The sequence below is a fragment of the Nitrobacter sp. genome, assembly GCF_047149785.1.
Lineage (GTDB): Bacteria > Pseudomonadota > Alphaproteobacteria > Rhizobiales > Xanthobacteraceae > Nitrobacter.
In genome coordinates, this window is record NZ_BAAGBE010000001.1 from 2,644,418 (window position 1) to 2,665,311 (window position 20,894).

The 20,894-nt window shown below is 63.7% G+C and carries 19 protein-coding genes and 1 tRNA gene; 9 read left to right on the forward strand and 11 right to left on the reverse strand.

Going from position 1 to position 20,894, the window contains the following annotated elements:
- Nucleotides 1-242: 242 nt before the first annotated feature.
- Nucleotides 243-319: transfer RNA gene (locus ACMDCM_RS12245), tRNA-Arg, on the reverse strand.
- Between the two features lie 292 nt (nucleotides 320-611).
- On the opposite strand from ACMDCM_RS12245, the gene ACMDCM_RS12250 reads away from it, so the two are divergent.
- The 4 genes from ACMDCM_RS12250 (at nucleotide 612) to ACMDCM_RS12265 (ending at nucleotide 4,204) form a co-directional block, all read left to right on the forward strand.
- Nucleotides 612-1,193, forward strand: coding sequence for a YidB family protein (locus ACMDCM_RS12250; protein ID WP_412773814.1), 582 nt, complete (start codon nucleotides 612-614; stop codon nucleotides 1,191-1,193).
- Nucleotides 1,194-1,286: 93 nt separating this feature from the next.
- The gene (locus ACMDCM_RS12255; RefSeq protein WP_412773815.1) at nucleotides 1,287-1,565 is read left to right on the forward strand and encodes a GlsB/YeaQ/YmgE family stress response membrane protein; all 279 of its coding nucleotides are present in this window, start codon (nucleotides 1,287-1,289) and stop codon (nucleotides 1,563-1,565) included.
- Nucleotides 1,566-1,774: 209 nt separating this feature from the next.
- On the forward strand, nucleotides 1,775-2,554 hold the full coding sequence (locus tag ACMDCM_RS12260) for a thermonuclease family protein (protein WP_412773816.1): 780 nt from the start codon (nucleotides 1,775-1,777) through the stop codon (nucleotides 2,552-2,554).
- A 153-nt stretch (nucleotides 2,555-2,707) separates the two neighbouring features.
- Nucleotides 2,708-4,204: a M48 family metalloprotease gene (locus ACMDCM_RS12265; RefSeq protein ID WP_412773817.1), complete on the forward strand. Its 1,497-nt coding sequence runs from the start codon at nucleotides 2,708-2,710 to the stop codon at nucleotides 4,202-4,204.
- Between the two features lie 278 nt (nucleotides 4,205-4,482).
- Here the strand turns inward: ACMDCM_RS12265 and ACMDCM_RS12270 are convergent, their stop codons facing one another.
- From ACMDCM_RS12270 to ACMDCM_RS12290, 5 genes are all read right to left on the reverse strand, one after another.
- The gene (locus tag ACMDCM_RS12270; protein ID WP_412773818.1) at nucleotides 4,483-5,286 is read right to left on the reverse strand and encodes a CarD family transcriptional regulator; all 804 of its coding nucleotides are present in this window, start codon (nucleotides 5,284-5,286) and stop codon (nucleotides 4,483-4,485) included.
- A gap of 377 nt (nucleotides 5,287-5,663) precedes the next feature.
- Nucleotides 5,664-6,002 (reverse strand): ferredoxin FdxA, encoded by a 339-nt coding sequence (fdxA, locus tag ACMDCM_RS12275; protein WP_292619006.1) that lies wholly within the window; start codon nucleotides 6,000-6,002, stop codon nucleotides 5,664-5,666.
- 86 nt (nucleotides 6,003-6,088) lie between these two features.
- Nucleotides 6,089-6,364, reverse strand: a complete 276-nt coding sequence (locus ACMDCM_RS12280; RefSeq protein ID WP_412774740.1) for an RNA-binding S4 domain-containing protein — start codon at nucleotides 6,362-6,364, stop codon at nucleotides 6,089-6,091.
- Between the two features lie 84 nt (nucleotides 6,365-6,448).
- Nucleotides 6,449-9,853, reverse strand: coding sequence for a helicase-related protein (locus ACMDCM_RS12285; protein WP_412773819.1), 3,405 nt, complete (start codon nucleotides 9,851-9,853; stop codon nucleotides 6,449-6,451).
- Nucleotides 9,854-10,190: 337 nt separating this feature from the next.
- Nucleotides 10,191-11,033, reverse strand: coding sequence for a DUF3108 domain-containing protein (locus ACMDCM_RS12290; RefSeq protein WP_412773820.1), 843 nt, complete (start codon nucleotides 11,031-11,033; stop codon nucleotides 10,191-10,193).
- 341 nt (nucleotides 11,034-11,374) lie between these two features.
- On the opposite strand from ACMDCM_RS12290, the gene rpmB reads away from it, so the two are divergent.
- Nucleotides 11,375-11,668 carry a 50S ribosomal protein L28 gene (rpmB, locus tag ACMDCM_RS12295; RefSeq protein WP_292619011.1) on the forward strand — a complete coding sequence of 98 codons (294 nt, stop codon included), beginning with the start codon at nucleotides 11,375-11,377 and terminating at the stop codon, nucleotides 11,666-11,668.
- A gap of 127 nt (nucleotides 11,669-11,795) precedes the next feature.
- On the opposite strand, the gene ACMDCM_RS12300 is transcribed toward rpmB, so the two are convergent.
- The 4 genes from ACMDCM_RS12300 to cobS all read right to left on the reverse strand — a co-directional run bounded on the left by ACMDCM_RS12300 (nucleotide 11,796) and on the right by cobS (nucleotide 17,135).
- Nucleotides 11,796-12,677: a patatin-like phospholipase family protein gene (locus ACMDCM_RS12300; protein WP_412773821.1), complete on the reverse strand. Its 882-nt coding sequence runs from the start codon at nucleotides 12,675-12,677 to the stop codon at nucleotides 11,796-11,798.
- Between the two features lie 192 nt (nucleotides 12,678-12,869).
- Entirely contained in the window at nucleotides 12,870-13,952 is a 1,083-nt protein-coding gene (locus tag ACMDCM_RS12305) for an esterase-like activity of phytase family protein (protein ID WP_412773822.1), read from the reverse strand.
- Between the two features lie 182 nt (nucleotides 13,953-14,134).
- Entirely contained in the window at nucleotides 14,135-16,042 is a 1,908-nt protein-coding gene (gene cobT, locus ACMDCM_RS12310) for a cobaltochelatase subunit CobT (protein WP_412773823.1), read from the reverse strand.
- Between the two features lie 94 nt (nucleotides 16,043-16,136).
- Nucleotides 16,137-17,135 (reverse strand): cobaltochelatase subunit CobS, encoded by a 999-nt coding sequence (gene cobS / locus ACMDCM_RS12315; RefSeq protein WP_412773824.1) that lies wholly within the window; start codon nucleotides 17,133-17,135, stop codon nucleotides 16,137-16,139.
- Nucleotides 17,136-17,439: 304 nt separating this feature from the next.
- Here cobS and ACMDCM_RS12320 point away from each other — a divergent pair, with 304 nt between their 5' ends.
- Nucleotides 17,440-18,108 carry a DedA family protein gene (locus ACMDCM_RS12320; RefSeq protein WP_412773825.1) on the forward strand — a complete coding sequence of 223 codons (669 nt, stop codon included), beginning with the start codon at nucleotides 17,440-17,442 and terminating at the stop codon, nucleotides 18,106-18,108.
- A 14-nt stretch (nucleotides 18,109-18,122) separates the two neighbouring features.
- Complete coding sequence (locus ACMDCM_RS12325; protein ID WP_412773826.1) at nucleotides 18,123-18,434, forward strand: polyhydroxyalkanoic acid system family protein; 312 nt, start codon at nucleotides 18,123-18,125, stop codon at nucleotides 18,432-18,434.
- Between the two features lie 13 nt (nucleotides 18,435-18,447).
- On the opposite strand, the gene ACMDCM_RS12330 is transcribed toward ACMDCM_RS12325, so the two are convergent.
- Nucleotides 18,448-19,095: a J domain-containing protein gene (locus tag ACMDCM_RS12330; protein WP_412773827.1), complete on the reverse strand. Its 648-nt coding sequence runs from the start codon at nucleotides 19,093-19,095 to the stop codon at nucleotides 18,448-18,450.
- A gap of 112 nt (nucleotides 19,096-19,207) precedes the next feature.
- Here ACMDCM_RS12330 and ACMDCM_RS12335 point away from each other — a divergent pair, with 112 nt between their 5' ends.
- The gene (locus tag ACMDCM_RS12335; RefSeq protein WP_412774741.1) at nucleotides 19,208-19,483 is read left to right on the forward strand and encodes a BolA family protein; all 276 of its coding nucleotides are present in this window, start codon (nucleotides 19,208-19,210) and stop codon (nucleotides 19,481-19,483) included.
- Nucleotides 19,484-19,758: 275 nt separating this feature from the next.
- Nucleotides 19,759-20,892 carry a DUF2336 domain-containing protein gene (locus ACMDCM_RS12340; protein WP_412773828.1) on the forward strand — a complete coding sequence of 378 codons (1,134 nt, stop codon included), beginning with the start codon at nucleotides 19,759-19,761 and terminating at the stop codon, nucleotides 20,890-20,892.
- Nucleotides 20,893-20,894: the final 2 nt, after the last annotated feature.

The window sequence follows — 20,894 nt, forward strand, 5'->3', positions numbered from 1 at the left end:
GTCCCCAAATCCGATATTGATAGCGGCGTTGTTTTTATTTCACCTGTGCCGTCCCCTAAACCAAAGAAATATCTGGTCCGAGACATATTAATTTAATCGCCACCTTACCGTGCAGCATGAAGTAATCTACTGCCCTAAGCGGTCTCCCTCGAATACAATTCTATTTGGATTCATATTATGTGGAGGGATGGTGCTGGCGGAGAGGATTGAACTCTCGACCTTCAACCCACGAATTCGAGGAATGGCGTCCCGGAAGGGAGTCGAACCCCTGACCCCAGGTTTAGGAAACCTGTGCTCTATCCAGCTGAGCTACCGGGACTTGCCTGCCGTCATCTTAAGTACTTATCCGGCACTCGGGCGGGTCGGGCAAGCCCCAATACCTTGGCGGCCAGATGCGGTACCCCGAAAAATCCATATCGACATGACCTCGGTCTGGCGAACCCTGCGGACCGGCGTCCTCCGATGCCAGCCCCGCCGTTATTCATCCCGCAGTCATTCCTGTTTCGGTAGCAAATGAGGCGGCGGTCGCATTGCCGTCGGGATGTGCCTTGTGACCGTCATGTGGCGACGCTATCTTTCGCGGCGGGCTGGCACGTAATCAGGAGACGATCATGGGTTTGCTCGACATCCTCAACGGTATGCAGAACGGCCCCCGCGGTCCAAGCGATTCCAATGCGACAAGCGATAGCGGCGGCGGCATGTCGCCGATGACAATGGCGATCCTCGCTGTGTTGGGCTACAAGGCGTTCAAGCACTTTACCGGAAGCCAGCCTTCGGCCAGCCCCTCTGTGCCTCCGGCTCCCCCGCCCGGCAGCACGGTCAATGCCGGTTTGCCCGGTAGCGCAGGCGGCCTCGGTGACCTGCTCAAGGGCGGGCTTGGCGGCCTGCTGGCGGGCGGTGCCGCCGGGAGCATCCTGAGCGGCGGCCTCGGCGACCTGCTGAACCAGCTTCAGAACAAGGGCCATGGCGAAACGGCGAGTTCCTGGGTCAGTCCGGGTCCGAACAGGCAGATCGCGCCGGGCGACCTCGCCGACGCGCTGGGCGCCGACCAGATCAACGCCCTGACGGCGCAGACCGGCCTGTCGCGGGAGGAATTGCTCGCCGGATTGAGTCAGCATCTGCCCGAGGTCGTCCACCATCTGACACCGGACGGGCGCCTGCCGACCGAAAGCGAACTGTCGCGAATGCTTTGATGGAATTGCCGGCCCACCGCGGATCCGCTGCCTGAACAGACCGATCTCGCGGACGCTTTAACGTCACGGTTATTCTGAGGAAGGACTTTCGTCATGAGTGGCATTCTCTGGATCATCCTCGTCGGCTTCGTCGCAGGGATCATCGCAAGATTCCTGTCCCCCGGCCCGAACAATCCGACCGGATTCATCCTCACCACGGTTCTCGGCATCGCAGGCGCATTTCTGGCGACCTTCATCGGCCAGTCGATCGGCCATTACAGTCCCAATCAGGGCGCCGGGTTCATCACCTCGACCATCGGCGCGATTGTCGTGCTGTTCATCTGGAACAGGCTGGTTGCGCGCCGCGTGATTTCCGATCCCGGATCGAAATAATGCAACCTGGCCCTCGGACAACGTTCCGAGGGTCCTAAGACTTTTTCGCTTCTGATGGAATCAGAGGCGGGCTCTCGGATTTTGACTTGACGCGTTTTCTTTACGCGAACCGTATCCATCCTCGGGTCGAGCCCGGGGACGTGCTTCGCTCGAAACCGCTAAAGCGATCCGGACAGGAGTTCGTAACTGGCGCGGCCACTATCTTGTCAATGACGGCGCCGCGCCTGGCGCGCAGCATCCTGCTCGGATCGCTGCTGTGCGGACTGTCGTTCAGCACCGCCAGCCCGTCGGTTGCGGCAAGCTGCGGATCCGAAATCCAGGGTGGCGGCATCGTAAGCGCCATCATCGATGCGCGGACGCTCCGTCTCGACGACGGCCGTGACGTCCGCCTCGCCGGCGTTGAAGTGGTCGCGGGAGACGCGAACGATCATCGGCCCGCGCTTGCGGCGCTGATCGGGCGGCAAGTGATCCTGCGCGGCGACGGCGACGATCCGGATCGCTATGGCAGGCAATCCGCCTTCGTATATCTTGATCCCTCTGCGCGTTCGATACAGAGTGAACTTCTCGAGCGCGGCGAAGCGCTTGCGTCAGGCGACATTGCTGACAAGGCCTGCGCGGCAGAACTTGCGACGGCGGAAGCGGCGGCGCGGCAGGCCCGGCGTGGAACCTGGGCAAACTCGTCCATCATAAAAAACGTTGAGAACCCGGTCGATATTTTGACACGCGTCGGTCAATTCACCGTCGTCGAGGGGAAGGTCCTGTCGGTCAGGCAAGCGGGCGGAACAATTTATGTCAACTTCGGCCGGCGCTGGACACGAGACTTTGCTGCGACTATTTCGAGGCGCATGATACCATATTTCGAGGCTGCGGGCATCGCTCCGGTCTCTTTGGAAAATCGCCGCGTTCGTGTCCGCGGCTGGGTCGAACGGCGGGGCGGACCGCGGATCAACGTGCTCCGGGTCGGGCAAATCGAAGTGATCGGCGACTAGTGCAGTTGGGAATTCGCTTCGAGCGAACCTCCAGGGCCCGGTCGCGACGGAATGGTAAGGTACTGGCGGTTCCATGCCCGGCATCCGCAAGGGTCTGCTGAAAAGTCGCGAATGTTGGAATACAACCACCAACCGAACGGAGACGTTGCGACGATGGCGGTGAGCGCAAAACGGCGCTGGACAGGAGCGGGTCGCCGCCTTTTGGCGACGGCGCCCGCCGCGCTGTTGTGCACGGCGTTTGTCCTTGCCGGCTGCGGCGACATGAGCCGATTCCAGACCGCATCGCATCCATCCGCCAAGCATGCAAAACCGGCGCGGACAGCGGTTCAGACCCCGGCCGCGGAACGCGAGCACGAGCGCATCCTCGCCTCTTACGGCGGCGCCTACGACGACCCCCGACTCGAGGCGCTGATCAACAAGACAGTCGCGCGCCTGGTCGCGGCGTCCGAGCGGCCCGATCTCACCTACAAGGTCACGATTCTCAATTCAGGCGCCGTCAACGCCTTCGCGCTGCCGACGGGCCAGCTCTACGTGACCCGCGGCCTCCTCGCGCTCGCCAACGACACCTCGGAACTGTCCTCGGTGCTGTCGCATGAAATGGCGCATGTTCTGGCCAAGCACGCTGCGATCCGCGAGGACCAGGCGCGTCAGGCCGCCCTCGTCAGCCACGTCGTTGCCGAAATGGGCACCGACCCGGATTTGTCGGCGCTGGCGCTCGCCAAGTCCAAACTGACGCTGGCGAGCTTTTCACGGGCCCAGGAATTCGAAGCCGACGGCATCGGCGTCGGGATTTCCGCGCGCGCCCATTTCGATCCCTACGGCGCCGCGCGCTTCCTGACGGCGATGGAACGCAATGCGGCGCTCAAGGCCGGCAAGTCATCGCTGGACCCGCGCTCGCAGGATTTCCTGTCGTCGCATCCCGCAACGCCGGAGCGCATCCAGAACGCCCAGGCCAATGCCCGGCAATACAGTGCGCCCGCGCAAGGCGAACGCGACAGCGAGGCCTATCTCGATGCGATCGACAACATCGTCTACGGCGAAGATCCAAGCGAGGGATTCGTTCGCGGCCGGCGTTTCCTGCACCCCAAGCTCGGCTTCACGTTCCAGGCGCCGGAAGGTTTTTCGCTCGACAATACCGCCCAGGCGGTGATCGGCGTCCGCGAAGGCGGCAGTCAGGCGATGCGCTTCGACGTCGTCCGGGTGCCTGCGGAACAGAAGCTCACAGAGTACCTCAACTCCGGCTGGATGGAGAATGTCGACAAGGCTTCGACCGAGGAGTTGACCATCAATGGTTTCCCCGCGGCAACGGCCGTCGCCAACGGCGAGCAATGGCAATTCCGGGTCTATGCCCTGCGCTTCGGCAGCGACGTCTATCGCTTCATCTTCGCAACCCGTCACAAGACGACGGAGAGCGAGCGCAATGCCCGCGAAACGGTCTCCTCGTTCCGCCGCCTGACGCTGAGCGAGATTCAGGCGGCGCGGCCGCTGCGGATCAAGGTCATCACCGTGCAACCGGGCGATACGGTGGAATCGCTGTCGCACCGCATGGCCGGCGTCGATCGTCCTGCCGAACGCTTTCGTGTGCTCAACGGCCTCGATCCGCGTGCGCAGGTCAAGGTGCGCAGCCGGGTCAAGATCGTGGTGGATTGATTCTGCGCCCGCGACGCAAGGACGGTTCAAACAGGCATCGCAACGAACGCCGCTCGACCTCTCCCGCATGCGGGGAGCGCCCTATCTCCGGGCTTGACCCGAGGATCGGCCGACAACGTCGGGCAGGGTGGAAACTCTTGTTGACCCCCTCATTCCCAGCCTGCCGCCGGCAAGAGGGAAAGCAAGTTCGCATCGCTTCGATGATCTGACGAACGCTCCAAACAAAAAGGCCGGCCAAGAGGCCGGGCCTTTCTTGTTCCTTGCAGTCGAGAAGCCGGTTACGCAGCTTCGTCGGCGACCGCCGCGTCGTCCCCGTCGGGGTCGGCGTCAATGTCGCCATCGGTCTCGGCGTCAGCCTCCGCCTTGGCGCCGCGGCGCGGGCTCTTGGCGAGTTGTCCTTCGATTTCCTTGACCGCTTCGGTTTCCGTCACATGCTGGACGACGGCGATCTCGCGCGACAGGCGATCGAGCGCGGCTTCGTAGAGCTGACGTTCGCTGTAGGATTGCTCGGGCTGCGACTCGGAGCGGAAGAGATCGCGGACCACTTCGGCGATCGCGACGATGTCCCCCGAATTGATCTTGGCTTCATATTCCTGCGCGCGGCGCGACCACATGGTACGCTTGATGCGCGCGCGGCCCTTCAGCGTTTCGAGCGCCCGCTTGACCAACGTCGGATCCGACAGCTTGCGCATGCCGACATTCGCGATCTTGGCAGTTGGGACCCTCAGGGTCATCTTGTCCTTCATGAAATTGATGACGAACAGTTCGAGCTTGGCGCCCGCGATCTCCTGTTCTTCGATCGCCAGAATCTGGCCGACGCCATGCGCCGGATAAACCACGAATTCATTGGTCTTGAAGCCCTGGCGCTGGGTCAGAACCTTCTTCGGCTCCTCGACGCGGAGCGCGCCGGCCTTGGCCGCGGGCTTCGCGACAACCTTACTGGCAACCACGGTTTTCGGCGCGGATTTCGCCGCCGGTTTCGCAGTCCTGGAACCTGCCTTCGAGGCCGATGCGGCCTTCTTCAAACCAGCAGTTTTCGAAGCAACGGTCTTGGCGGGCATTTTCGCAGTCTTGCTTGGCATTTCGCCTCTTTTATTTCTTGAGGGTTTTCCGGCCGAGCCCTTGGCAGCCGTCCGGGTATTCGTGGCGGCGGTCCGGGCACGCACTCGTATTGCACTGCGGCGAGCCGCAGACGCCCTGGAAATATTCTTTTTTCGTGTTTTCTGTGACACCGTGTGCGCGTGGACTTGCCACGCCCTGTTGGATGTTTTCACAGGAGCCCTTTGGGCTCGCAAGCAGCAAAAACGTAGTCGATCTCCGAAAACGCGCCTAATCTAGCACATTTTCCGCAAAAATCAATGGTTTATACCCGCGGACCCGCATTCGGGCGGGCTTTTCGGCGGTCCTGGTCAAAAAACAAGATTAAAGCGGCGCCCGGTCCGACCATATAGCCATAAACTCAGTCTCCGGAACCCGGGGCAGGAGAAAAATACTTCTCGAATTTACCTTCCACACCCTCGAATTCCTTGGCGTCCGGCGGGGCATCCTTCTTCTGCGTGATGTTGGGCCAGCTTCTGGCGTATTCCGCGTTCAATTCAAGCCACTTCTCCAGCCCCGGCTCCGAGTCGGGCTTGATGGCTTCGGCCGGACATTCCGGTTCGCAGACACCGCAATCGATGCACTCATCGGGATGAATGACGAGCATGTTCTCGCCCTCGTAGAAGCAATCGACAGGGCAAACTTCAACGCAATCGGTGTATTTGCATTTGATGCAGGCATCGTTGACGACGTAAGTCATCCAAGGCTCCGGACGGTCAGATTTGCAGGCTGGGGTACCGCAGGAACAGCGCTGCCGCAAGCCGCAGCGACGTGCCATGCGTGCGATCAGCTTCCGCCAGAAACGTCGGACGTTTCGTCATAAAGCGCTTTCGCGGCGGTGGCGTTGCCTCGCCGTTCGGCGAATCCGGTGACTCTGAGGATACGGACGCTCCGATCCAGTCTGATCGTGAGCACGTCATCGACCTTGAGGGGATGTCCAGGAGATTTTTCCCGCGCCCCGTTGACGCGGACATGGCCGGCCTCGACGAGGGCCGCAGCATGGGTCCTGGCCCTGACCACCCGCGCATGCCACAACCATTTGTCGAGACGCTGGCGCTGCAAGACACCCAACAAGGCCACACCAAGAAATCGCATCAAAGAATCACATCGGGAACGCAAATCGACCCACGGCGGGCGGGCGCCCGCTCAGTCCTTGCGACCGGAAAGTTGCTCCTTGAGCGCAGCCAGTTTTGCAAACGGCGAATTCGGGTCGATCGAACGCTCACGCTCGCGCGGCGCGCTGCTGGCGTAGGGGCGGTGGGAGGGTCCCGCATCCGGACGTCCGTCACGACCTCCCTTGCGGGAGCCCTGAAAACGGCTCTTGTCCTGATCCCTGTCCCTGCCCTTGCCCTGGAAACGCTCGCGCGGCGGACGTCCCTTGCCCTCGCGCGACTCACGGCCGGGCGCGCGCTCGCTCCCGGCGGACGCGGCTTCGGCTGGCGCATCGGCGGAGGGCCGGCGGCGGCGCCGCCCATGCCGCTCGCGTCCTTGCGTCCCCTCACCCGCTCCTCCATCCGCGGCCGCGGATTGTTGCGCGCCGTCCCGCCCGGGCTGTTGCCGGCGATGGCGATTGCGATCGTAGTGCGGACGCCGATCGGCAGACCGGCCACCCGGCCGCCAGACCTCGACCGTTGCGGGCTCGGCGTCCGTCGCGGCCGCCGGGGAGACATCGACCGCGGCGGTTTCGGCGGATGTTTCGCTCCCGGGCGCGCTCGCGGCATCGACGGCCGCTGACTCGCCTGGCGCTGTATCGGCGGGTGCGGATGCAGGAGTATCGGAAGCCGGCGAGACCGCGAAGTCGGACGACCCCGCCGCCGGCGGCTCCTCGACCACCCCAGATGCGACTTCGGTCGCCGCAGCGGTCACCTCCGACGAACCCGCCTCCGGCGTGGGCGCCGGCTCCGCAACCGATCCGGCATCAAGCGCGCCCGCGCTGTCCGGCGCAGGTTCCTGTCCTTCGGGCATGGCGTCCTGCGTAGCCGATTCCTCCGGCGCGCTCTCCGAGACTTCGGCGGGCGCTGCCTCCGCGCCATCGGTCGCCGGAGCGGCCTCTGTAACGGCTGGAGACGTAACGGGTGGAGGCGCCGGGCATCGCTCCATGCGATAGCCGAGCGCACGCAGGATGGAGGCGAATTCCTCGCCGGCGGTGCCGACGAGCGACGTCATCGCCTGGGTCACAACGAAGCCGCGACCATCGAATGCGCCGGCCGGCATCGAGCCGAGCGCGCCTTTCCGCCACGCCAGCGCCGGCCGGATCAGATCGGCCAGTCGTTCGAGAATATCGACGCGCACGACCCGCTCGCCACATTGCCGATAACCAAGCGCACGATAGGCGTCCTGACCGAGCAGCTTGTCGGCCGGAAACGAGGTGCGGCCGCTGGCGGCCAAGTGCTGCGCGCTCGACAGCGCCGACAGATCGACATTGTCCTGCTTCTGCGCCCATAGCAGCGAGGCCAGCGCGCGCGCCGCCGGTTTCAGAAGCGCCGGGAAATGGATGTGATAGGCGCCGAAGCGCACGCCGTACTTGCGCAAGGACGCGCGCGACGGCTGATCGAGATCTTTCATCTCAGTAGCGATCTTCGACCGCTCCAGCACGCCGAGCGCCTCGATCAACTGGAATGCGATGCCGCGCGCGATGCCGGTGACATCCTCCGCCTTGGTCAGTTCGAACAACGGTCCCAGCAATTTCTCGACGTGAGTCTTCAGCCACAGATCGAGCCGCGCCTGCACGGCATCGCGCGGCGCGCCGCTCAGCCGCTCGTCGGAAATGATCCGGATCCGCGGCCGGAGCACATCGTCGGCGGCGACCAGCCGCGCCACGGCGTCGCCGGTCCAGCGGATGGTGCCGTCCGAGGTCAGCACGAACTGATCGTCCGGCGCGGCGGAGAGCTTTTCTGCGCGCGCCTCGATTTCGCCGGCCAGCGCTTTCTGCGCGATCGCCTGCAACGCCTTGGCGTCCGAGCCGGCCTCAGTCGCATCGGGCGCGAACGTAAAGCCGTCGAGACGGCCGATGACATGGCCCTCTACGATCACCTCGCCGGTCTTGCCGATTTCCGTATCCAACATCGTGTTTTCCCGCAGGCGGCGCATCAATACACTGGTCCGGCGGTCAACGAAACGCTCAGTAAGCTTTTGGTGCAGCGCATCAGACAAATTATTTTCGGCCTCTCGCGCAATTTCCTGCCAGTGGCCGGGGTCTGCCAGCCAGTCCGGCCGGTTGGCGACAAAAGTCCAGGTCCGGATTTGCGCAATCCGCCCCGACAAAGTGTCGATATCGCCGTCCGTGCGGTCGGCCTGTGCAATCTGTGCCGCGAACCAGTCCTCGGGAACGCAGCCCTTGCGCATCAGGAAGCCGAACAACGTCACCACCAGTTCGGCATGGGCGGCCGGCGCGATCTTGCGGTAATCCGGAATCTGGCAGGCGTCCCACAACCTTTCCACTGCCGTCACGCCCTGCGCCATGGCGCGGACGTCGACATCGCCGGCGGCGTGATCGAGCACACGCAAATCCTCGGCGATCGGCGCGCGCGTCAGCGCCTCGTGCGATGGCGTCAGCGCCAGCGAGACCTGCAAGGCGTCCAGCGAGGAGAAGTCGAGATCGGAGTTGCGCCATTGCAGCGTCTTGACGTTCTCGAACGTATGGTTCTGCAGCGCGTTGACCAGTTCGGGCTCGAACGGCGCGCAGCGTCCGGTAGTGCCGAACGTGCCGTTGCGCGTCGCGCGGCCGGCCCGGCCGGCGATCTGCGCGAATTCCGCCGGTGTCAGCCTGCGAAACTGGAAGCCGTCGTATTTGCGGTCGGACGCGAAGGCAACGTGATCGACGTCGAGATTGAGGCCCATGCCGACCGCGTCGGTGGCGACGAGGTAATCGACGTCGCCCGACTGAAACATCGCAACCTGCGCATTGCGGGTGCGCGGGCTGAGCGATCCCAACACCACTGCCGCGCCGCCGTGCTGGCGGCGGATCAGTTCGGCGATGGCGTAGACTTCGTCGGCCGAGAAAGCGACGATCGCGGTGCGGCGCGGCTGCCGGGTGATCTTGCGGTCGCCGGCGAACTCGAGTTGCGACAGCCGCGGGCGGGTGATGATGTTCGCGCCCGGCAAGAGCCGCTCGACGAGCGGACGCATGGTTGCGGCGCCCAGGAGCAGCGTCTCGTCGCGGCCGCGCCGGTTGAGAATTCGGTCGGTGAAAACATGGCCGCGTTCGAGATCGGCACTGATCTGGATTTCATCGACGGCGAGAAACGAAACGTCGAGATCGCGCGGCATCGCTTCCACGGTCGAAACCCAGAAGCGCGGCCGGACCGGCTTGATCTTCTCCTCGCCGGTGATCAGCGCGACGGAATCCGCTCCCGTGCGCTCGACGATCCTGTTGTAGATCTCGCGGGCGAGCAGCCGCAACGGCAGGCCGATGATGCCGGAGGAGTGCGCCAGCATCCGCTCGATCGCAAGATGGGTCTTGCCGGTGTTGGTCGGACCAAGCACCGCCGTGACGCCGGCACCGGGCGCGCGACCGTTGCCGGGCGGAGAAGTCGAAGACGAAAAGACCATGTTTTCCGAAGGCTTTCGTGGCGCTGATGGAACGGAATCGGACCACTTGGATCAAGGGTGTTTCACTATGCGACGCCCGCAGGGCCGCGGCTTAAACTTTGGAACGAGTCCGGAACGAATCGCGCCCGAATCGCTGACTCTCATGCTCTCTGGCTTCGTTCACCGCAACATCTCGCGTTCAGATCGACATGCGGCAACTAGATCAAGTTCCGCCAAGATCAACAAGAGCGGTTGCTTCTCTTAAATTGTAAATTCACCGGACACATGAATCCTCGGCAGGAGTCAATAGGAATCCCGCGAAGCGAGACGCTTCCCGACCGAAGCGGCGGCGCCGCCTTTATTGCGTTTTGGACGCGGTCTTGGGCGGAATGGCCGTGGTGATGAACTGGGTCGCTTCCAACTTGCCGGTACCGAGCGGGGTCGGAATTGTCAGGCGATAAGGCACGAGCACACGCGTGCCGGCAATCGGCGCGAGCCAGATCTCCATGTCGCGCCGGGCGGCGAGATATTTGATCGCAAAGCGATCCGGAACATAGCCGGCGATCGGCGAGAAATAGATCGCGCAGACCACGACCGGGCCGTGATAGCCCTTTTCCGACTTCACCGTTTCCATGCGCTTGAAGTCGAGGCGCAGGTCGTAGCGCATGCGGCCGTCGAAGATCCCGGTCGAGGCATGACAGGCATCCGGACCGAGCGGATCGGCAGTGCCGGGGACACGCAGCAGCGTCGCGCTCATCGGGTCGAACACGCCGCGCTTGTGCGCATCCGTGACCGGAATGCGCTTGGCATCGACCGGAGGGGTCGGCTCGATGACGAAATCCTTTACATTGCCGCCGGCCAGCGACATGCGAATGGTCTCCGATTTCTTCGACGACGAGATGGTCGCGGTATAGGTCGCCGGAACCAGCGCGCCGTTGACGATACGGCCCTGCGAGGAGCCAGTGCCGCCGCCATGGGCAAACACCTTGAGAAGTCCGGTGGCGCCACCGCTCGCCGCGGCTGAATATTGATCGTCGAGGATATCGACCGCCCAGTCGCCGGTGCCGACAAGAATCCCCGCCAGGGTAACGTCATAGCGAGCCTCGAGCTTGCCCTGCGCGGCTGCCGGGGCGGTCATCGCCAGCATGGCCGCAAATATCGAGAGCGACGCGCCGGCCGCGAGCCGGACCGAGGCGGGCATGGACCGGAGCAACGTCATACGGATATGCTCACTTAAGGGGTAGTCCTGCACATTGGTCGCCGCGACGTCGCGGCTCGCACGCCGCCCATGCGCAAAGCCGGGCCAGAGCCATGATGTCGGAACGGATTGCGCTTTTTGTATGATGGAAGGGTTGCCCGTGAAACCGGCCAACGAAGCAGGACGCTCTCATTTCATGCGTAAATGACGAGAAGCCGCCTTCCGTGCCTTGACGCCCCGCCGCTCTCCTCCTATACGTCCGCGGTTCCTGAAATGGACGCGATTTCGAACGCCCCGAGCCCGCCCCCGAGGGCCGGCGCCGGGGACGACAGAGGATTTTCGCCATGTCCCGGCGCTGCGAACTGACAGCCAAGGCTCCCCTGGTGGGCCACAGGGTCAGCCACTCCAACATCAAGACCAAGCGGCGTTTCCTGCCGAATCTGGTGAACGTCACCTTCCTGTCCGAAGCTCTGGCCCGACCGGTGCGGCTGCGGGTGTCGACCAACGCGCTCAAGAGCGTCGATCATCGCGGCGGCTTCGACGCCTTTTTGCTCAAGGCGAGGGACTCGGAACTGTCGCCGAAGGCGATCGAGATCAAACGCCAGATCGAGAAGAAGCAGGCCGCCAAAGCGGGCTGACAGCGGCGAGCCGTCATTCGCTCGCGTTCATCGTCGCCGCGAAAGCATACAGGCCGGGATCGGGCGAGCCGAACCCGGCTTTTGCATTTGCAGACGCAATCGGTCTTCACGCAACAGGCTGCAAAGCTCAGTGCCCGTGAGGCCGCAATTCGCCGGGTACGCCGCGCTGTTCGAGCCCGCCTGCTGCGATCCATCGCTCGGTCTTCCTGGCTGCCCGCTCGATGTGTTCTTCGGTGCGCGAAAAATCATAGGGCGAGCCGACCAGCGGGCAGAGCGGCGGCACGACATGATACTCGATCGAGGGATCGATACGTTCCAGATCATCGACCATCTGCCGCGCGATCAGCAGCGTCACCGCGTGAAGCACGTTGGCGACCGCGCCTTTCGGCGGCACCTCGCCGGCACACGCCGTTCCGGTCGGCAGAATGATGAGACGCCGCGCGCCCTTCTCGATGGCGACCCCGATCGGCGTGTTGCTCGAGATCGCTCCGTCGGCGAGAAACATGTTTTTGTAGCGAACAGGCGCGAACACGCCGGGAATCGACGTGCTCGCCACGATCGCCTCGGCGGCCAGGCCTTCGGACAGCACGACGGCGCCGCCGGTCACGATATCGGTGGTGACGATATGCACCGGCAGCTTCGCGTCCTGAAGATTGTCGTAAGGCAGGTGATCGTCGATCAGCCTGCGCACGCCGTCGTGCGAGATCAGAAAATCCCGCCGCCATAGAAATCCGAGCAGGGTCCTGACCGAGACCGGAAATACGTCCTGACGGCGGAGGCTGCGCCAGATATCCGCGAGACGCTTCACGCCGTCGAGGGTTGGAACGCCGGCGTAATAGGCGCCGTTCAAGGACCCGACGCTCGATCCCACCACCATGTCGGCGACGACGCCGTGCGCGGCGAGGGCATGCATCATGCCGACCTGGATGGCGCCGAAACTCCCGCCGCCCGCGAACACGAACGCGGTTTTGCGGGATGAATCGCCGGACGATCGTATTGAAGCTGACAAACCCGCGGCTCCTTCTGGTGGCCCTGATTCTAACATCTGGAGTCCTCATCGTTTCACGGAAACGGTGAAGACTCGAGGTTCTCGATTTGACGCGTTTTCTTCACGCGAACCGGATTCCATCCTCACGTCAAGCCCGAGGACATGCTTCGCTCGAAAACGCTATAAGTCATGTTGGAGCGCCGACGCCCCGCCCTATTCGGCCAGCGTGAACTGCAACAGCAGCGTCCGCTGGATCAGCAAAAAATTGTCATCGGACACAAGCGTCACGACGATATCGCCATTGTCATCGACGAACGCGTCCAGCCCTTCGAAATTGTCGATCTCCTGCCCAAGGTCCGCGCCGAAAATCGAGGGGCCGTCCACCAGCGCTCCGGGTTCTATCGCCGTCATCGCGATGCGGCGGATGCGGACGCCGATACCGCCGGTCAGCGAGAATTTGCGTTCGAGGATCAGCAGGTCGCCCGTGGTGGGCAGCAGGCAGGCATCGCTGATGTCGAAATTGTCGGTGCGGCGGATCGCGAACTGACCGGGCGACGGTCCGCCGATCAGGAACGCCATGACATTGCGGCCGGCATCGAGTCCGCGTTCGGAGATCGCGATCAGCGTGCCGCTGAGCGGCCTGCCGGGTGGAACGACCACCAACGCCTCCAGCCCTCGGTTGAACGGCAGCCTGCGCACGGCCGGCGGCGCCTCGACGTCCTCGCCGCGCGCGCGCGTAAAGTCCTTGCCGAAATCGAACCGCATGATGCGGTTGACCCGCTCGATGCCGACATAGACGAACGATCCGTCGAGCGCGATCGACTCGGTGTCGAACCGGCCATGCGCGGTGATCGGCCTGCCGTCGCGACCCAGCATCGGCGCGGCCTCGACATCGGCCAGCCCGGTCATTTTCTTGGATTCATAGACGATCCGACCTGTGAACCAGGTGCCCTTGTCGCTCGCCGAGATGAATTGCCGCCCGCTTGGATCGAGCCGCAGGCTCGACAGCCCTCCGAAGCCGGGAAACGACGAGGTCAGGACCAGACCGCTGCGAAAGGCGAGCGCACCGAAACGCGTGCGCGAGCGGTCGCGCAGGTCGAAGGAGGAAATCGGCCTCGCATTGACCGTGATCGACACCGGCGCCGGGGGCGTCAGTTCGTCCGGGGGCGGCTGCGTCCGAGGATGCGTTGCGAATTGCGCGCGGGCGGCGGTGAGATGCGGCAACACGAGGCCCGTTGCCGTCAGGCTCAACAAGCGGCGGCGATCGATCAACGGAACCATTGCGGAGAGGACCATCTGTCAGCGATGTGTCCCGGACGCAGTGCGGCATTCTCATGCCGCGCTGCCGAGCCGGGACCGCTGCGAAGGCTGCCTGTGTAACGGTCCCGGGTCTGCGAAGCAACGCCATCACGCATCGAAGGCGCGCATGAACGCGCTGATGGCGTTGCGTCGCACCCGGGACACAGCCATGGGAAAAGTTACGAATGCAGCCTGCGCGAACCCCGCGCCGGAACCAGCGGCGGATCATGCGTCTCGCTGAACAGTTCAGCGAGCTGTTCGGTGATGGCGCCGCCGAGTTCTTCGGCGTCGACGATGGTCACCGCGCGGCGATAATAGCGCGTCACGTCGTGGCCGATGCCGATCGCGATCAATTCGACCGGCGAACGGGTCTCGATTTCATCGATCACCCAGCGCAGATGACGCTCGAGATAGTTGCCGGGATTGACCGACAGCGTGGAATCGTCGACCGGCGCACCGTCCGAGATCATCATCAGGATCTTGCGCTGCTCGCCGCGCGCAAGCAGCCGCTTGTGCGCCCAATCCAGCGCCTCGCCGTCGATGTTCTCCTTGAGCAGGCCCTCGCGCATCATCAGCCCGAGGTTTTTCCGCGAGCGCCGCCAGGGGGCGTCGGCGGACTTATAGATGATGTGACGCAGATCGTTGAGGCGACCCGGCGCGGCCGGCTTGCCGGCGGCGAGCCACGCCTCGCGCGATTGCCCGCCCTTCCACGCCCGCGTCGTGAAGCCGAGAATTTCCACCTTGACGCCGCAGCGCTCCAGGGTGCGCGCCAGGATGTCGGCGCAGGTCGCGGCCACCGTAATGGGGCGTCCGCGCATCGAGCCGGAATTGTCGAGCAGCAGCGTCACCACGGTGTCGCGGAAGGTCGCCTCCTTCTCGTGCTTGAAGGACAGCGGCTGATAGGGATCGATCACCACGCGCGACAGCCGCGCCGGATCGAGAATGCCTTCCTCCAGATCGAACTCCCAGGCGCGGTTCTGCTGCGCCATCAGGCGGCGCTGCAGGCGGTTGGCGAGCCGCGCCACGATGCCCTGCAGGTGCGCGAGCTGCTTGTCGAGATAGCTGCGCAACCGTTCCAGCTCGTCATGATCGCAGAGGTCTTCCGCCGCGATCACCTCGTCGAACTTCGGCGCGAAAGCATGATATTCGGGGCCACGCGGCTCGTTGGCGCCCCTGGCGTTGGGCCGCGTCGCCTCGCCCGGCGTCTCGTCGTCGCCAAGCTCGCCGTCGTCGAAAGTGTCGCTGGCGGCAGCCTGCGCGCCCTCGACGGCGCTGTCCGATATCTCGTCGGTGGACTGCTGCGCCTGATCCGCGCTCATCTCCTGCACGACATCGCTGTCGGACGAACCCTCCGCCCCGGACTGATCGCCGTCGCTTTCGCGGTCGTCGTCCTGGTTCTCGTCCTTGTCGGCTTCAGAGTTGGCGTCGCTGCCGAGATCGAGTGCGGACAGCAGGTCGTGCACGGCGTCGCCGAACTTCGCCTGATCCTCGGTAAGATGGCTGAGCTGGTCCAGCCGCGTGCCGATCTTGTCTTCCAGGTACGGACGCCACAGATCGACCATCTTGCGCGCGGCAGCCGGCGGCGCGAGGCCGGTCAGCCGCTCGCGCACCAGCATCGCCAGCGCATCCGGCAACGGCGCATCGGCGATGTCGGTGATCTCGTCGTACTTGCCGCGATGGAAATGGTCGTCGAGCATCGCGGTGAGATTCTTCGCGACGCCTGTCATCCGGCGCGAACCGATGGCCTCGACGCGGGCCTGCTCCACCGCGTCGAACACGCCGCGCGCCTGCGGATTGCCGGGCATCAGCTTGCGATGCACTTTCGGATCATGGCAGGCGATCTTCAGCGCGATGGAATCCGCGTGCCCCCGCACGATCGCCGCGTCGCGCCGGCTCAGTTTGCGCCCGGGCTCCGGCAACCGGGCCTTGCCCGGCGACAGGCCCGGCCGCTCGGCGGCAAACGTCACCTCGAGTTCCGATCTCCGGGCAATCGCGCGTAGGCAGGATGCGACCGCGCGCTTGAACGGCTCGCTCGGCGCCTCCTTCGGCCCGGTCCGGAACTTGCTGCTCGGTGGTGGTGTGCTCATGAAACCCTGACTGGTCGTCCTCGCGAACGCGGAGACGACCAAGCGATCCGCGTTCACCTTCAAATCCCGCCACCGTAAAGGGGAAGAGGGAGAATCAGCTCAGCGCCACATTGACCGCGGATTCCGCCAGTTCGACGTTGAAGCACCGCTGGTAGAATTCAGCGACCAGCGGCCGCTCAAGCTCGTCGCACTTGTTGAGGAACGTGACGCAGAACGCGAAGCCAAGATCGCCGAAAATCTCGGTGTTCTCCGCCCAGGTGATGACCGTGCGCGGGCTCATCACCGTGGAGAGATCGCCGTTGGCGAAAGCGTTGCGCGTGAGATCCGCAAGCCGCACCATCTTGCCGACGGTGTCGCGGCCTTCCGGCGTGCGATAGTGCCGAGCCTTGGCCAGCACGATCTCGACCTCGTTGTCGTGCGGCAGATAGTTCAGCGTGGTGACGATGTTCCAGCGGTCCATCTGCGCCTGGTTGATCTGCTGGGTGCCGTGATAGAGGCCCGAGGTGTCGCCGAGGCCGATGGTGTTGGCGGTCGCGAACAGGCGGAACGCCGGATGCGGCTTGATGACCCGGCTCTGATCGAGCAGCGTCAAGCGTCCGGACGATTCCAGCACGCGCTGGATCACGAACATGACGTCGGGGCGGCCGGCATCGTACTCGTCGAAGCACAGCGCCACGTTGTTCTGGTAGGCCCACGGCAAAATGCCGTCGCGGAATTCGGTGACCTGCTTGCCGTCCCTGACCACGATCGCGTCCTTGCCGACGAGATCGATGCGGCTGATGTGGCTGTCGAGATTGACGCGCACGCAGGGCCAGTTCAGCCGCGCCGCGACCTGCTCGATATGGGTCGATTTGCCGGTGCCATGGAAGCCAGAGACCATGACGCGGCGATTCCTGGCGAAACCGGCCAGAATGGCGAGCGTGGTGGCACGATCGAAGCGGTAGTCCGGATCGACATCGGGCACGTGCGGATCGGTTGCGGAATAGGCAGGGACCTCGAGATCGCTGTCGATCCCGAACACCTGCCGCACCGAGACCTTCATGTCCGGCAAGCCGGCGGAGGGCTCGGTCTTGGTCATGGCGGCGGTCGTCATCAATCCTCCGAGGTTCGGGCGCGCTCCCGAAACCAGAACTGCGCGTGGCTTGCGGATGAGTGGGTCGCGTGAAATTAGCAGAGAGCGGAAGCCGGCAGAAGCCCCCGCGCGATCAAAGTTCCTTTATGATATCATCAAGATATGCGCTGGCGGCGGATTTTGAAGGGTTATCCGGCGAATCAGCGGAGGCTGCGAGGACATCATCCGGAACCGAACCATCAACCGCCAAGGGCGTTGCCGACCGCAGAGTGTGCTAATTGGGGCCGGAAATCCGTCCCCGCGGGACGCCGGAAGCGGAATTTTCGTGAGTTCACTGATCGACCCATTGGTTGCTTTCGTCTCGGCCCACGCCTGGCTCGCCTATCTCACGATATTTCTCGCGGCATTGCTGGAGGCGGTTCCGGTGCTGGGTTCGCTCGTGCCCGGCTCGACCATCATTCTGGCGCTGAGCGCGCTGATTCCCGGTGGCGACCTCCAACTGCCGGTGGTGCTGGCCGTCGCGGCCTCCGGAGCCGTGATTGGCGACGGAACGGCGTTCTGGATCGGCCACCGCTCCAAACGCGAAATCCTCGACGCATGGCCGATGTCCAGATATCCCGGCGTGATCGCGCAGAGCGAGACGTTCTTCAATCGCTGGGGGACGCTCGCGGTGTTCTTCGCGCGATTCGTGCCGCCGATCCGGGCCTTCGTGCCGATCACGGCCGGCGCGCTGGCGATGCCGCCGTTGCGGTTTTATGCGGTGAACATTCCGGCGATCCTGCTCTGGGCTCCCGCGCACGTCTTGCCCGGCGTGCTGGCAATATCGGCGCTGCACGAGTATGGCGGGCTGCCTCACCATACTCACGTCGGCAAACTCATCTGGATTCCCGCGGTGATCGTCATCGCCGCGATCGCCGGCATCGTGACATGGTGGCGCCGCCGCCGGCGCGGCATCAACGTGCCCGCCAAAACCGCATCTGAGCGAACCGGCTAACCATCGGATCCGTCATGACCAAACCTCTCGTGGTTTCCATCCCCCATCGCCTCGGCAAGGATGAAGCATTGCGCCGAATGAAAGCCGGGCTCGACAGCGTCCAGACGCAATACGCCCAGTTCATCCAGGTCAATGAAGAAGTGTGGAGCGGTGACCGTCTGGCGTTTTCCGTCACCGCCATGAAGCAGCAGGTGTCGGGACTTCTGGACGTTTTCGAGGATCATGTCCGCCTCGAAGTGACCCTGCCGTGGCTGCTTAACAGCCTGGCCCACGGAATTCAGAGCGTCATCCGCAAAAAGGGCGCGCTGATGCTGGAGAAGAAGTAGATAACGCAAGACTTCAGGCGCCGCGCACCACCGTCTTCAGGTAATTGTACGCCTTGATGATCTCGATCAGGCGATCCTCCGTCGAGCGGTCGCCACCATTGGCGTCGGGGTGATGCTGCTTCACCAGCGCCTTGTATTTCGCCTTGACGGTTTCGATCGTGGCGTCGGCGCCAAGTCCCATCACCTGCAGCGCCTTACGCTCCGCATTGAAGATCTTGCGCGTCTCGGGTTTGGCTTCGAACCCCGTCCCCGGACCGGGACGCCACTTCCCGCGGCCGTTGAGTTCGCCAAGCATGCTGAAGGGATCGGCCATGCCGTCGAGATCGATGGTGCCGGTCTTTCCTTTGCCCCCGGTGCCGTTGGCGCCCATCTTCCAAGTCGGGCGATGGCCGGTCAGCGCGTCCTTCTGATAGCGCGCAACCGCCTCCGCGTTCATGCCCTGGAAAAAATTATAGGACTGGTTGTAGGCGCGGACATGGTCGAGGCAAAAATGGAAATACCCGCGTTCGTTGCCGCGGCCTTTCGGCGCGCGGTGCGATCCCCGGTTCTGGCAGTCGGGCCATTCGCACGCGGCCGCTTCCTCGCGCGCGCGCGGCTGCTTGGCACCAGCCCTCGGCTTGATGCGGATGTTGTCGAAGAATTTCGATGTATCGATCGGCATGACCATCTTTGACACCGCAACGCTCTACGCTTCAAGTCTTGACATCGCATTTATTCCGCCATCGCCTGCGCGCCATTGACGGACGAAAGCGATGAGCGTTAAGTCGCCCGCCATGAGCGTCAAGGACGACATCGCAAAGAAACTGACCGAGGCTTTCACGCCGGAGAGCCTCGACGTCGCCGACGAATCGCACCTTCACGAGGGTCACGCGGGCCATCGGCCGGGCGGCGGAACGCATTTCCGGGTTAATATTGTATCTCGGACGTTCGAAGGGAAGAGCCGGGTCGATCGCCACCGCATGATCAACACGCTGCTGGCGGAGGAGTTGGCGGGCGGCGTTCACGCGCTGGCGATACGGGCGCTCGCGCCGAACGAACAGCAGCGCTGAACGCGGTGCGCAGGCGATTCTCCTCTACCGGGAGGCGATCCCTTCGCGCCTTTTGCGCTAACGTTGATATCCGCGAATGGCCCGCAAAAGGCCTCTCGAAGCTGCGTCCGGCTGATGCCTGCGGCGGTCTGCCGCCGCTTCGTTCAAAGATTTCGACCTTGCCTTTATCGGAAATTAACCTGCTCCCCGGAACATCGGAACAAATTACCTCCGTCGTTACGGCAGAACGCGAACGCGGTCGAGCGTGACGCGCTCTGACTCGCTGGGATCACACCATGTCCGAAGCCGGCTCAACGGCGCTTATCGAGGAACTGGAAAGCGCAGTAAAGAGCGGCTCGTCCGAGCGGCGGCTCCAGATGCTTCGCCAGGTCACCGACCTGTTTCTGTCCGATGCGGACAGGCTGAACGAGAACCAGATCGGCGTCTTCGACGACGTTCTCGTTCGGCTCATGGAGCAGATGGAGGTGCGTGCGCTGGCGCAACTCGGCACCACGCTTTCGGGCTCGAAAGTCGCTCCGAGGGAGACTGTCCGCCAGCTTGCCTATCATGAGGAAGTATCCGTCGCGGCGCCGGTTCTGACGAGGTCCGCCAGGCTGTCCGAAGGCGACCTGATCGAGATCGCAAATCTGCGGGGGCCGCAACACCTGCTGGCCATCTCGCACCGGAACACTCTGAGCGAAGGCGTGACCGACGTCCTGCTCAGGCGTGGCGACTCGCAGGTCTCCCACGCGCTGGTTCGAAATACGGGCGCCCGCTTCTCTGAATTCGGCTACGCCACCCTGGTTGAAAACTCCGAAAAGGACGATGCGCTCGCCGAAAAACTCGGACTTCGGCTGGACATCCCGCTCAAGGTGCTGCGCGAGCTTCTTTCCAGAGCCGGCGCCGCCGTGCGCGACCGCCTGCTCAAGGCCGCGCCTCCGGAGATGCGGGAAAAGATTCAGGAGGCGATCCGGTCGGTCGTCGAACAGATCGCCTCCCCCGCCCTCGCTCCGCAGAATTATACCGAATCGGAATCGATGGTCCTTGCCCTGAACCGGGCTGGAAAACTGGGCGATCAAACCATCAACCGGTTTGCGACGCAGGGCGAATACGTTCACATCGTCGCGGCACTCTCGCTTTTGAATTCGGTAAAAATCGAAGCGATCGAGCCGCTGATCACCAACCCCCGTCCCGACGGACTGATCGTCGCCTGCAAGGCCTCGAGGCTGGACTGGTCGACGACCAGCATGATCCTGCGCAACCGCCCGCATTGCCGCCCGCTGACAAGGCAGGAATTCGAGAATGGCAAGGAGGTGTTCGACGCGCTCTCGCTGTCATCCGCGCAACGCACGATCCGGTTCTGGTCCGCGCGCGGCTCCGCGCGGAAAGCCGATGCGCCGAACACGGCAATCGCCATTTCGGATATCTGAGC